The 12638-nt window shown below is 44.7% G+C and carries 10 protein-coding genes; 6 read left to right on the top strand and 4 right to left on the bottom strand.

Features of this window, described 5'->3' with window-relative positions; translation table 11 throughout:
- Positions 1–534: 534 nt before the first annotated feature.
- Positions 535–1035 (top strand): GNAT family N-acetyltransferase, encoded by a 501-nt coding sequence (locus tag ACRRS1_RS05355; protein ID WP_432468238.1) that lies wholly within the window; start codon positions 535–537, stop codon positions 1033–1035.
- A gap of 11 nt (positions 1036–1046) precedes the next feature.
- Here the strand turns inward: ACRRS1_RS05355 and ACRRS1_RS05350 are convergent, their stop codons facing one another.
- Entirely contained in the window at positions 1047–3710 is a 2664-nt protein-coding gene (locus tag ACRRS1_RS05350; protein WP_432468240.1) for a family 14 glycosylhydrolase, read from the bottom strand.
- Between the two features lie 196 nt (positions 3711–3906).
- On the bottom strand, positions 3907–4377 hold the full coding sequence (locus ACRRS1_RS05345) for a methyltransferase family protein (RefSeq protein ID WP_432454178.1): 471 nt from the start codon (positions 4375–4377) through the stop codon (positions 3907–3909).
- Between the two features lie 1182 nt (positions 4378–5559).
- On the opposite strand from ACRRS1_RS05345, the gene ACRRS1_RS05340 reads away from it, so the two are divergent.
- Positions 5560–6495 (top strand): pyridoxal-phosphate dependent enzyme, encoded by a 936-nt coding sequence (locus ACRRS1_RS05340; RefSeq protein ID WP_432454179.1) that lies wholly within the window; start codon positions 5560–5562, stop codon positions 6493–6495.
- Here ACRRS1_RS05340 and ACRRS1_RS05335 read toward each other — a convergent pair.
- A complete protein-coding gene (locus ACRRS1_RS05335; protein ID WP_432464504.1) occupies positions 6481–7239 on the bottom strand; it encodes a hypothetical protein in 759 nt (252 codons plus the stop codon). The two genes, ACRRS1_RS05340 and ACRRS1_RS05335, sit on opposite strands and share 15 nt — an antisense overlap.
- Positions 7240–7424: 185 nt before the next feature.
- On the opposite strand from ACRRS1_RS05335, the gene ACRRS1_RS05330 reads away from it, so the two are divergent.
- Together ACRRS1_RS05330 and ACRRS1_RS05325 are read left to right on the top strand one after the other, a co-directional pair.
- Positions 7425–8459, top strand: coding sequence for a DUF2157 domain-containing protein (locus ACRRS1_RS05330; RefSeq protein WP_432468241.1), 1035 nt, complete (start codon positions 7425–7427; stop codon positions 8457–8459).
- Between the two features lie 143 nt (positions 8460–8602).
- Complete coding sequence (locus tag ACRRS1_RS05325) at positions 8603–10525, top strand: alkaline phosphatase D family protein (protein WP_432468242.1); 1923 nt, start codon at positions 8603–8605, stop codon at positions 10523–10525.
- 25 nt (positions 10526–10550) lie between these two features.
- Here ACRRS1_RS05325 and ACRRS1_RS05320 read toward each other — a convergent pair whose 3' ends face one another.
- The gene (locus ACRRS1_RS05320) at positions 10551–11351 is read right to left on the bottom strand and encodes a PhzF family phenazine biosynthesis protein (RefSeq protein ID WP_432468243.1); all 801 of its coding nucleotides are present in this window, start codon (positions 11349–11351) and stop codon (positions 10551–10553) included.
- A 252-nt stretch (positions 11352–11603) separates the two neighbouring features.
- Between ACRRS1_RS05320 and ACRRS1_RS05315 the strand changes: the two genes are divergently transcribed.
- On the top strand, positions 11604–12065 hold the full coding sequence (locus ACRRS1_RS05315; RefSeq protein ID WP_432468244.1) for an acyltransferase: 462 nt from the start codon (positions 11604–11606) through the stop codon (positions 12063–12065).
- Between the two features lie 55 nt (positions 12066–12120).
- A complete protein-coding gene (locus tag ACRRS1_RS05310; RefSeq protein WP_432468245.1) occupies positions 12121–12549 on the top strand; it encodes a GNAT family N-acetyltransferase in 429 nt (142 codons plus the stop codon).
- Positions 12550–12638: the final 89 nt, after the last annotated feature.

Below are 12638 nucleotides of genomic sequence, written 5' to 3'. Positions count from 1 at the left end.
GCAAGCGCACTCGCTGTCACGAAGGGCTTAACATTGGCACAGCCCAATCTAGGTTGAACCTGTATTATCCACCTTAACCACAGTCAGCAAAGTGGGGCGAGTTGCAAAAGCAGTCATCGTGAGTTCTGACTGAGCCCAAACATGAAGGCCGCCAGCCAGTAGCACCCAACATTCAACTCAGATCATAAATCCACTTTATAGAACAACGCCAACTAGATTTTTAAGTTCGTCGCAATAGTTTATTAGATATAAATAAGCGTTATTGAGGGATGAATAGCAATCTGATTCGTTATACGATCAATGTATTGCGCAGCATAAATCTGCCGATAACGAGGTATGAAGAGCAGTCACTAGTGGCTCTAATAACTCGATACATCACGCCGTTAACGGTGATGGAGCCTAGTAAGAATGAACCGATAATGAGTTAGATTGGTATAACCAAATCTACGGTTAAAACAATCAGCATCTCGCTTTAACCTAATTGCAATCATTGTTGGTAATACTAGCGACATGAGTGCACTGTGAGTTATCCACATGTTGAGTATTTGCCGCGCAGATCCCTTCAGTTCCGAGAGTCAAACCTTGATTAGCGCGCTTGCCGATTCGCTGCTTAAATTAAGCGGTAACCAAGCTGTTGAACAGTTCGATGAAACTGAATTTAATCACCACACAGGCGTCTTCTTACTGGTAAAAAACCAGGAGCAAGCCATTGCTTGCGGTGGATTTAGATATTTACAACCGGGCGTATGTGAAATTAAACGCCTGTTCTCTAATCAAGCGGGTGCAGGGACACTCGTGTTACAAGCGCTAGAACAGCTCGCTGTAGAGCGAGGGTATCAACAAATTAATTTGGCAACCCGCAAAGTTAATCATCAAGCGATACAATTTTATCAAAAACATGGCTACCAAACGACTGCACCCTTTGGTCCTTATACGCGACATCAGCACTACCTCAGCTTGGCCAAATCATCTCCGCTTTTAGCACAGGCTGCCGTTCCCAAAAAAGCGCAGTGGCACTACCGCAACTGCGCTTAATCGAACAGAAACTAAGAAATCCGGTTAATCAGCTTTTTTAGCTGATTCAGTGGCGTCGGCTCATCATCGAAGAAATTCTGCATCCGTAATAAGGTTAAGCCATCGTATCCAGGCGAGCGAGTCAGTGCGCGCGCCATTTGTTTCCAGCCTTGTTCACCGTACAGTTCACCAGCCAAAGCATTTTCCCCCATCAAGGAAACCTGACACTCAGTCGCCGCATCAGCCATCCAATCCACCAGATCGGCAGCGCGAGAATAGCCTTCGTAATCCTTGTTGATCATTTCCAAACACGTGAAATGGATCGCGGCTCGATTCTGCTTACCTTCCGGTAGCAAGGCCTTCAGCAAACCTAAATATTCTTGCTGGTTGTGACGACTTAAGGTGGGGTGCACTGCAATCAGGCCTGCTGTAATTTCGGCTGCACGAGGTAACTTGGGATCACTCACCACCCAGTGGATCCCTGGGATCTTAATCCCCACAGGCACCTGGCGAAAAGAATCGTCTGCAAATACCGCCAAGGCAGTCTCAAAAATACGACGTCCATGAGCAACTAAAGCACGATGATACCAAGTTAAAAACTCCCGCGCCCAAGCATTATGAATATAACGCTTATGGCTAAACAGCCAATCTGCATCGGGAATAGTCGCCTCATCAAAACGCTCCAGAGTAAAACCAAAACTGGCGTTTAAAGCCGAAATACTATGAAATTTTTGCTTCAAGTAACCCAGCCAATCTTGTTTTGCTAAGCGACTATAACATTGCAAGGTTCCACGATTTGGGTAATTCCCCCAGTCATGGGCGTTATAGCTGGGATAGCGTAACTCCCCAGCGGGGCCTAAGCTGATGTTGATTTCATCCATCAAACCCGCTTTGTTGATGTAATTCTGCTTAAACGCTTCCATAAATCGCTGATAATAGGGCATTACAAATTCATCAGCCCAAAGCGATACATATTCCATCGAGGCATCACCGGTTTCAGACACATACTGTAAGTCTTGCACCGAATTAAGTTGATCATGACTCTCTAACAAACGCCCCCATAACCACAGCGGGATTGCTTGCATAAAATCATCATTAACATTCCCACCCGCTTGGTGGAAAGACAAAATAGGCACCCACTGCAAACCTAAACGTTTTAACAGCGCAACCACCCGATCGTAGTAACTCCAATCAAATTTACCCGGTTTATCACCTTCAACTAAGCCCCACCAAATATCGGTGGAAATAGCAGTCACGCCAATACTGCGCAGTTGACGGAGTTGCGCCTCAAACTGTTGCCAGTTTTCTTCTTCAAGCATCTGCTTTTGATTGGCAACTTTTAGGTGCAAGGGGCCCATCACTCGAAATTGCTTTTTACCAAGCTGCTTAGTTTCGGTCTCTTGATACTTAAACTTGTTAAGCTGTGACAAACGTCCTTTCACAATTGCCTGTTGGTTAAGCTGAGACATATCATTGAATAACCAACCCACAAAGCTGTTGCCATGCAATACTGAATGGTACAGCTGGTCCCACCCCGGATGGCTGGCCAACGCTTGCGGTTGACTATTTTGCACCAACGCTGGAATAGCTAGGCTACGAATTGCCACAAGCAAAGCTTGATTGACTCGTGTGGCATGACTCGACTCTGCGCCACTCACCATCAATAATAGCCGCCCTTTGGCCTGTTTCTGCCAACGGCCTAGCTGTTCCGTTTGATAATCTACTAACTGCTGTCGCTCTTGCCAAGGCGAGGGATTTAAACCACTTAAGCAACTCAGCCAAGGATGATCGCTCGCGCTTAACTCAAGCATGGGGAGCGTTAAACTCAACTGACAAGTCGCCCAAGTTTGATTGAAGACAAGCTCCGCTTGCCCCAGCATCTTCGCCACATAGGCTTGCCAACGCGAAGCGTACCAAAGATTAAATTCTCTAAAACAAGTATTGTTAGTTTTACTTTGGTAACTTCGAATTAATTTATCACTGAGTTGCGACGGCCAATCTTGTGCTTCATTTAACTCCCACAAACTCAGCCACGATTGTTGCTCGCCATATTGTTGTTGCATATCTGCAGCTAGTGCCGCCAAAGCCGTTGGGCTAAAACTTTGATATACAGGTTGGCCATCACGCTCACTCCACGGTAAACAGGCCTCCCCATTCGGTCCTAGCCCCAGCAAAATCGCCTGACAATGGGGGGCAAATTCACTCATATGTTTAGCAAAACATTGCATCCACTTAGCAAACATTTCGAGCAAACCTTCGCCAGCCCATAAACTGGGACTTTGGGTATTATCACGACCATATTGGTTCACATATTTAATTGCATCAGCACTCAGTTCCGTGGGCAACAGGTCCAACATCGAACCCCAAAACCAATCGGGGAGACGCTGCTCGGTATCTTGCTGGATATCCGAAGAGAAAAACAATTGATACTGCAGTTTAAAGCCATGGGATAACAAATGTTTCGACAGGCGCTGTAAGGCTTGCCAAGAGTCAGCCTGATACAACTGTTGTTCACTAAAGGGGGCGATGTAACGCCAGTGAACAGGAACAACCAAAGCGTCAATTCCATTTTGGCGCAAAGAGCAAAGTTGTGGAGAAAGGTTCTGAAGCTGAACCTCGGAACAAGAAGCCGCATACTCAGCCAAAGGTAAAGATCCCTTTACCCAAGCTTTGCGCGCTGTAATTGGATTAGCCATTGTTAGCTTACTCTAAAAAAACTTTGCTAGTTATCCCTAGTCAGCGGCTGAACAGCAAGTCTGCAAAGCTTTTCAGCTGAAAAAAAAGAGATCCAGATCACATTTTCAATATTCATCAGTGTAAACCAATCTTGCAAATTGCCAAGTGATTCACCCGGCATAAGCGACAACAAACGGTTTTATTAAGGCCTTAAAGCTACAACCAACGGCGAACCTTACGGCAATATTGTTGATATTGCTCACCAAAATGTGAGTCGAGAACAGCCTCCTCCGGTTTGATCTGCAATTCATTAATCAAGTATACGAATACCAAAATACTCAGCAAACTCAGCAAAGCCTGCAAATGAAAACACCAGGCAGTTAATAACAGCAACAAGCTAAGGTACATCGGATTGCGACTGTATCGATATAATCCATCTATAATTAACTGCCGGCTGCGTTCCGGATGGTGCGGATTAATCGTCGTCCGTTTTTTCATAAAAGGAAGCAAACTCACTGCCCCCACCACGCAAGCTAAAAGCACCACAGGCCACAGTAAACTATTTAGCCAGTATGGTAAGCGAGCAACAAGCCAATAGGTATTTAAATACGCCAAACCATAAGCAAGCGAAGCAGCGATAGCCAACAAGACTGGTGGCGGTATGAGTAGCTGAAAACGTTTCATCATCGACCCTTTAGACATGTATCCATTTTGTAATTTTACAGCAAAAAAAGCGTATCGTATTTATCCTCATTAAAACTCTAGGATACCCGACAGTAAATCATAGTGATTATGCTTAGCCGCAAAGCTATCGGGTGCATTCAAGTTGCTTTTCGGATCTTGTATTACTTATATGATCCTTACTGCTACAACAAAAAAGCAACAAAGTAAGTGTCTGCTAACAGCTGCGCCTTAGGAATATCGATCATGAGTCGCGACTGCTAAACGGCCGCTCTAGATGTCACATCAACATATTTGGATAAACTTATACACATAAGCTCAAGCTATTAACATTTATCTAAACTAGGTAACTAAAATTCCAATTAAGTCGAAAATAGTCTGCTATCAAACCAATTGATGAAACTCCAAACTTCAATAAGAATTAGGCATCGAAAGTGAATCTTGTGACAACAATCAAACATGGGAGCTAAGCACTTCACTCTCGATGAACAGCCGATAAAAAATATAATACAAAACACAAGGAACGGTAAAAAAAGAACTTTAATATCAATAATTTAACAGTAAATTAAAAATTATTTGTTCCTAAGATAAAGATTTACCACGGAGAATAACCGTCAATAAATATTCAATTTTGGTATTTTTTTGACTAACGTAAAAATGTCAACGATGATTGACAAAGAAGCATCAAAAAAGAATTTTTTACTAATTTTAAGTGACAATCTTGACGCAAAAAGTCAATTGGCTACAAGCCACGTTCTCTATAGCGTGTAGAATTTTATCCACAGCTTTGTGCACTGTTTTTGTGGGAAAATCTGTTTGGTAAAAAGCTGTAAATACAGTGGAATATATCGCTTTTTATCCCCAATCCAGCTGTAACTATCTCGAGGGCCAAAAAATTCAACAAAGGCTTCTACATTTATTTGTTAGAACTCTGTCATCGTCCACAAAAAAATTAATTTGCCGTAAATACGGGGCAGCTAGCTTGATCAATAACGGATCACGACCACATCATTGAGATCCTTCTTACTCACCTCAATAGGTCACAATAATTTCACATGAACTTGAAAATAACTAGTCGCGTAAAGTATCTGCCACAGTTCTATAGGAGAGCAACAAGAATCCATTTCGCTGCCAACAGTGAAACGTTACACTAAGCCATCGTTTTATAGCGCTCATTAAGGCCAACTGTTGTTTAATCCCTCACCCATTCAGTCACTTCGCTTCAATGACCATAACTTTTATCTCAAACGTGATGATTTACTTCATCCACAGTTTTCAGGTAATAAAGCTCGCAAGTTCTACCATTTTTTAGTTAACGATCTACCTGGTATCACTTACCTCGTGGGCAGCGGTTCGGCGCAGGCAAATTCTTTATATTCATTAGCAGCCTTAGCCCAGCTCAAAGACTTACAATGCGATTTTTACGTCGATCATATCCCTTCACAGCTTCGCCAAAACCCCTGTGGTAATTATCAAGCGGCACTGGCGCTCGGTGCGAATATTATCGATGTCAGCGAAATTACCGGACAACAACAACGTAATTTAGACGCATTTATGCAACGACAAATAAAGCCAACCTTATTAAATCATCAACTATTGATCCCCGAAGGAGGCCGTTGCCACTATGCGCGAGAAGGTGTACAACTGCTCGGCCAAGAAATAGAGCAATGGCAGATTCAGCGAGACATTAGCCATTTAAACATTATGCTACCAGCGGGCACTGGCACCACCGCCTTATATTTGAGTGAGTATTTTCACCAACGCCAAAGTAAAGTCAAAGTATTGAGCTGTGCCTGTGTTGGGAACGAGGCTTACCTAAGCCAGCAATTTAGCCTACTCAACCCGGACAGCAACTGTCATCCGCAGATTTTACCACGCCGAAAGAATTACCATTTTGGTAAGTTGTATCGTCAACTCTACCAGTTATGGCTAACCTTGATACAGCAAAGCCAAGTTGAATTTGATTTGCTCTACGATCCCATCGGCTGGCAGTGCTTAATTGATTTTCTCGATAAACAAGAAGAAACAACGCCAACCCTGTACATCCACCAAGGAGGTTTACTGGGTAATCAAAGCATGCTGCCAAGATACCAGCGAAAATATCCCGACTTAACGCCAATTTAGCCAATGTTGATACTCGAAAGGCTCAGCTAAATCTACCGTTTGCCTAAAACCAATACTGGGAAAGTTGAGGCAGGTCGCCTCCTTATACTCCGGTTCCGCCCAACCGCTACGCTCATCTAAAAACTCGCGCTGATAACCCCAGCGCCCACAGGACAATATACTGTCATAACCTACGTCTCGTTGGCATACCACGCAGGTTTCAAAATCGACCTCAATATTCTGACCAAGTTTACCCAGCGCATCGGAGACAAAAGGGGTATCGTAAATCGCAAGCGTTGAGGCCCGTTTAGGTCGGCCTTGCCAAGGTTTATCGAAGTGATCTTGTGGCGTGGCATGCACCCCATAACCGTACTCAAGAGGCTCGGTATCATAGAAAGGCTCTAACAACTGAGCAGGAGCATCGACCTGAGAGCCAAGTTCATCGGCGAGTAAACGCCGATTCGTGGTTCGCACTTGCAACATCCGATAACGAGAACAATTCGCCTGATTTTCTAGCTCGAGTTCTCCTGAACGGTTGGTGAAAAGATGGATCTCGACCCCCACGCCAGTGGCATTATCACGGGCGACATAAGAAGCCTGCTGTCGGCCACTATGATACCAAGCTTGAGAAAACACCAATATCCCCAAAGCTTGCTGCTGATAGCTTACCGGACAGACTTTACCAACCAGCAAATCGTCAGTTGAACTATCGCCACTAAATAAACCACAGCAAAAGCCTATCCAGTATGTGAGTACTCGCTTCATGCTGAGTCCTATTTTTCCCTCACGTCATTCAAGTGTAGTTCAAAGCTCGCGCCCTTAAATTGAACCACGCTCAAGGGTAAACAAGCATCCACAATTAGCTTTCGCAAAGTTAGCTCAAACATGAGATTTCTAAGCGAAATCTTGGCAAACTACAAGCAGACCAATCGCCATCACGGATCGACTCAATGCCTCATATTACCCTGCAGAACTTACGCCAAGCAGCAAAAGCCAACATTATTAGCCTTCAACAAGCCGAAGCCCTATTTCAATTTTTACAGCAACAAGAAAATAGTCGTCCGCGCTTTAATCTCACACATTTGCTGTATTACTTTGGTGGACTAATCGCGATTGGCGCGATGACCGTGTTTATGAATCTAGGCTGGGAAAGTTTTGGCGGATGGGGCTTGGTGGGCATCAGTTTGAGCTATGCGGTGCTGGCTATATTTCTTTGCCAACATTTTAAAAAGCAGGGTCATCTCATCCCCGCTGGGCTAACGGCCAGCTTGGTGATTTGCCTCACCCCACTAGCAGTCTATGGTTTACAACAAGCCATGGGGTGGTGGCCTTCAAAAAGTCACTATCAAGATTACCATCGTTATGTGCAATGGCAATGGCTGTATATGGAGTTGGCTACTTTAGCGGTGGGCCTGCTACTCAGCTGGATATATCGCTTTCCCTTCATGCTATTTCCGATTTCGGTGACCCTCTGGTACCTAAGCATGGATGTTGCCGTGATGCTGACTGGTGAACGTCCTGACTACCAATTTAGAGCCTTGGTGTCGATGTACTTTGGTTTAATGATGTGTTTGATTGCCTTCTGGGTCGACATTCGCAGCCGACATTCTGCCGACTATGCTTTTTGGCTCTATCTATTCGGCGTATTAAGCTTTTGGGGTGGTTTAAGCATGCAACAATTGGATAGTGAGTTAGCCAAATTGGTTTACTGCCTCATCAATCTCAGCTTAATGCTATGTGGAGTGATCTTGGTGCGTCGCGTATTTGTGATTTTTGGCTCACTCGGCTGCTGTTATTACTTGTACCACTTGTCTTATAGCGTTTTCAAAGATAGCTGGTTATTCCCCATATCCTTAAGTTTGCTTGGTTTAGCACTTGTTTATTTGGGGATCCTTTGGCAAAAAAAACAACATAATCTAAGCCAACGCTTACGCAGTTACTTACCACTAGCGCTACAGCAATTACTCGAGAACAAACAACACTAATATGAGCAAGCTTTGACTTTAAAATCCATCTTCAACAACAAAGCTAGCGAGAGTAGTAGCGATTACTGTTTGATTTCATGACCAAAATACGATGTTTTTGGGGGAATAGTGGCCATTTACAGCATCGTTAGTATACTTTTCTCATGAATGATAATGAATTAGCATTGGTTTTAGCAGGTCCTATACTCCGCCGTATTGAACGCAAGCAGGTGACCATTTGGTTCGCCACTTCACAAGCGGTATCGATCAGCCTCAAGCTCTATCCTGAGCAGCAATCGGCGATTGAGCTCACGCAAACGCAGCTGGCCGACAGCCTATGTAGTATCGTTGCTGGTGAAAAGCTCTACTACCACTTACTCGACATTAAACTGCCTCGTACCCTGCCACTGGAGACCTGGATTGGCTACGATTTAAAGCTGTATTTAGCGCAACAAACACAAGCTTTAAGTTGGCAAGATTGGGCACCGGATCTCGTATATCCACCACGTAAACTCCCAGGGTTTAAGGTTCCGCAGCAAATCAATCGTTTGTTCCATGGTTCATGCCGCAAGCCTCATTTTGCGAGCGCCGACGGCTTAGTCATGGCCGACCGTTACCTAGCTGAACATCCTCACGCGCAATGGCCTAGCTTGCTCATGATGAGCGGAGATCAAATTTACGCAGACGACGTGGCCACCCCCATGTTGGTCGCGATCCACCAACTAATCGAACAACTGGCCATCGCCGAGGAAAGCTTTACTGCCGCGCAAATTCAAAACAGCCAACAATTACATCAGCAACAAGCCCATTATATGGCTCGACAACAGCTACTTCCTGTAGAGCAACAACAAGGTGGAGTCGCTAAAGCTCTATTTGGCGGCGTGAAAAAGCCCATATTCACCTCTGACAGCGCGCAAAATCACTTGATTTCACTGGCTGAAGTATTAGCCATGTATCTGTTAGTGTGGTCGCCCAGTGTATGGAAAAATATTGATTTAACGCCCCCGGAAGCACTCAAACCCGAGCAACTCGCGCACTATCAGCAACAACGAGAAGTGATCACTCGCTTCGCTGCTGGCCTCACTCAGGTACAGCGTATACTGGCTCACTTACCTAGTGCCATGATGTTTGACGATCACGATATAACCGACGATTGGAACCTATCCGCCGCATGGGAGCAAAGTGCCTATTCACATGCTTTTTCCAAACGAATTATCGGCAATGCCTTGTGTGGCTATTTACTTTGTCAGGCTTGGGGAAACAATCCTCAACAGTTTTCTGCAAATATGCTTAACGACTTACAAGCAGCCTTACAGCAACCCGGCAGCGAAGCCCATTTAAGCTTAATTGATCAGCTGCTCAGCTTTGCTGACTGGCATTACCAGTGGAAGACTCAGCCGCCCTTAATTGTGCTTGATACTCGCACCCACCGCTGGCGTTCCGAGCGCAAGCTAAGCGCCCCTTCGGGACTCATGGATTGGCAAGCATTAACCGATCTACAGCAGCAGTTACTCGGCCTCGATGCGGTCATCATGGTATCACCTGCCCCCATTTTTGGAGTGAAACTAATTGAAGCGATTCAACGACTATTTACTTGGTTGGGCAAACCGTTGTTAGTTGATGCCGAAAACTGGATGGCGCACCCCGGTTCGGCAAACGCGCTATTAAACTTATTTCGACACCCCAACACTCCCCGTCATTTTGTGATCCTATCAGGAGATGTACATTACTCCTTTGCCTATCGCATTGAACTACGAGGACAAAACGCTGGCCCAGATATTTGGCAGATCACCAGTAGCGGTATTAAAAATCAATTCCCCAGCCGTTTACTCGATTGGCTAGACAGAGCCAATCGCTGGCTCTATTCGCCTAGTTCACCACTTAACTGGTTCACTAAACGTCGGCGAATGAAGATTATCCCTCATCGACCAGAACAAGCCGCACGAGGTGAGCGTTTACTAAATGCTTCGGGTATTGGTTTAGTGAGCTTGAATGCCGATGGCTCGCCAAGCACAGTGACACAGCTAGTGGACAAAGGCCGTTCCATCGCCTTTGAGTTAGAAGAACAAGCCGCTCACTGGGAGTAATAACGGCTTGTATCTCATTCCATCATTACAATTTGAGAGTTGCGGTTAAGCTGGTCACGGCATTACCAATCAAACTAACCCGGCGCTTGCCAATCCGTTCAAGTTGAACAAAACCGCCCCGCTCTGAAGCTTGGTAAGCCTTGAGATAAGTACGAGACAATTTATCGCCCCAATAGGCCGCTAAGGCACAATGTGCAGAGCCTGTCACCGGATCCTCATTCACTCCAACCCAAGGCGCAAAGTAACGAGAAATACAATCCAAATCATCGCGAGAAGCATGGCAAGTAACCAATACGCCACGTCCCACCAACTGTTTTAAGGCCTCAAAATTGGGCTGTAGCGCTAAAAGCTGTTGCTCGCTCTCAATTTCGATTAACAGCTTGTCATCAAAGCTTGCCATCCCCAAGATTTGCTCCCCCCTAATCCCTAAGTACTCAAGAAACTGAGTGTCAACGGTCGGGGACATTTCGAGCACAGGCTCTGGGAAGTCCATGGCAATATGTTGAGGCTGAATGTTGGCCAACAAAGTTCCAGATAAAGTGGAAAAGGCGAGCTGTTGGCCTATCTCCGCGACACCGCTCTGCTGCAGAATATGCGCCACAGCAAGGGTACCATGACCACACAGTTTCACTTCAACTTTGGGCGTGAACCAACGCAAATTCATATCATTGAGCGATAGAAAAGCTGTTTCCGATATAGCCATCTCCGTAGCAATCGAAAACATTAATGATTCATCCAAGGGTTTATCAGTGATACATACCCCAGCAGGATTCCCTTTAAATAGTTCTTGTGTAAAAGAATCCACTTGATATATCTGTAATTCCATTCAACCGCCCTGCACCTAAAACCAACACCAAAGTCGATAAATACAACCCATTTAGTAAAGAATAGCAAGCTAAAAATGAGTGCCCCAATATGTCATCAATTCAGCCTCTATGGGTACTAAGTCGCATTAGCATTGATTCATTTAGCCAAGCCTCATAAACTCTAGCTTACAAAGGTAAACAGCAAAATCAGGCAAAGTAGCAGCTCGAGACAATTGCTCGCCGATTGTTCGGTCTTATATTTTGGAGGCAAGATGGCAAATCCTCGGCTCTTAAAAGCACAAATTGTAGATGTCGAATGCGGCGAGAACGTTACCATTATTGAGCCTTCCAATGTGTATGGTTGTTCACTCGCGAATGATGTATTTATCGGCCCTTTTGTCGAAATCCAAAACAACACCTCGATTGGCCCTCGAACTAAAATTCAGTCTCATAGCTTTATTTGCGAATTTGTCACCCTTGGCGCAGATTGTTTTATCGGACACGGCGTCATGTTTGCCAACGATTTATTTAAAGATGGTAAGCCAAACGCAGACCCTGATTCTTGGGGCAGAACCAAAATTGGGGACCAAGTCACGATTGGCTCGAATGCAACCATTTTAGCTGTAACTATTTGTGACCAAACGGTGATTGGTGCCGGTAGCGTCGTCACCAAAGATATTACCAAACCGGGTATTTATGCTGGTAATCCCGCTCGATTATTACGGCGCTGCTAATCCGCGCAAGCCAATAAACAACTTACATCGATAGTACTTGATGCTTCAGGAGAATATGTCAGTGCAAGGTTTTCAGATCAGTACCGATCCAAATGACTTAGATTTTGAGTTTATTTATCACTTTATATCTCAAAGCTATTGGGCAAATGGGATCCCTAGAGAAACCCTCAAAAAAGCGATTTTGAATTCACTCTGTTTTGGGGTATTCGAAACAGTTGGAAAACAAGTTGGCTTTGCACGCCTAATTACGGATAGGGCCACTTTTGCCTACTTAGCCGATGTATTCATCGTTGAATCGCACCGCGGACAAGGCTTGAGTAAATGGCTGCTTGAAAAGATTATTTCTCATCCTGAATTACAAGGCTTAAGGCGTATGTTATTAGCGACCAGAGATGCACACGAGTTGTATGCTCAATACGGATTTACAGCCATTGAAAACCCAGAAAACTTAATGCAAATATGGCAACCTAAGGTTTATCAATAACACGACTATGAACAACTAATCATAGCTTTCCCCCATGGGCTAATACCTAAGTAAACCAATAATAGTTTTCTCCAGCGCAGCCCTAGAAA

Origin of the sequence: Agarivorans sp. Z349TD_8, from assembly GCF_050870825.2 — a bacterium.
Lineage (GTDB): Bacteria > Pseudomonadota > Gammaproteobacteria > Enterobacterales > Celerinatantimonadaceae > Agarivorans.
The sequence above is the reverse complement of the archived record's forward strand: the minus strand, read 5'-3'. Positions and strand labels throughout refer to the sequence as shown.

Coding starts and splice junctions, on each gene's coding strand:
- ACRRS1_RS05355 (WP_432468238.1), top strand. CDS start 535: ATGTTGAGTATTTGCCGCGCAGATCCCTTCAGTTCCGAGAGTCAAACC.
- ACRRS1_RS05350 (WP_432468240.1), bottom strand. CDS start 3,710: ATGGCTAATCCAATTACAGCGCGCAAAGCTTGGGTAAAGGGATCTTTA.
- ACRRS1_RS05345 (WP_432454178.1), bottom strand. CDS start 4,377: ATGATGAAACGTTTTCAGCTACTCATACCGCCACCAGTCTTGTTGGCT.
- ACRRS1_RS05335 (WP_432464504.1), bottom strand. CDS start 7,239: ATGAAGCGAGTACTCACATACTGGATAGGCTTTTGCTGTGGTTTATTT.
- ACRRS1_RS05330 (WP_432468241.1), top strand. CDS start 7,425: ATGCCTCATATTACCCTGCAGAACTTACGCCAAGCAGCAAAAGCCAAC.
- ACRRS1_RS05325 (WP_432468242.1), top strand. CDS start 8,603: ATGAATGATAATGAATTAGCATTGGTTTTAGCAGGTCCTATACTCCGC.
- ACRRS1_RS05320 (WP_432468243.1), bottom strand. CDS start 11,351: ATGGAATTACAGATATATCAAGTGGATTCTTTTACACAAGAACTATTT.
- ACRRS1_RS05315 (WP_432468244.1), top strand. CDS start 11,604: ATGGCAAATCCTCGGCTCTTAAAAGCACAAATTGTAGATGTCGAATGC.
- ACRRS1_RS05310 (WP_432468245.1), top strand. CDS start 12,121: ATGTCAGTGCAAGGTTTTCAGATCAGTACCGATCCAAATGACTTAGAT.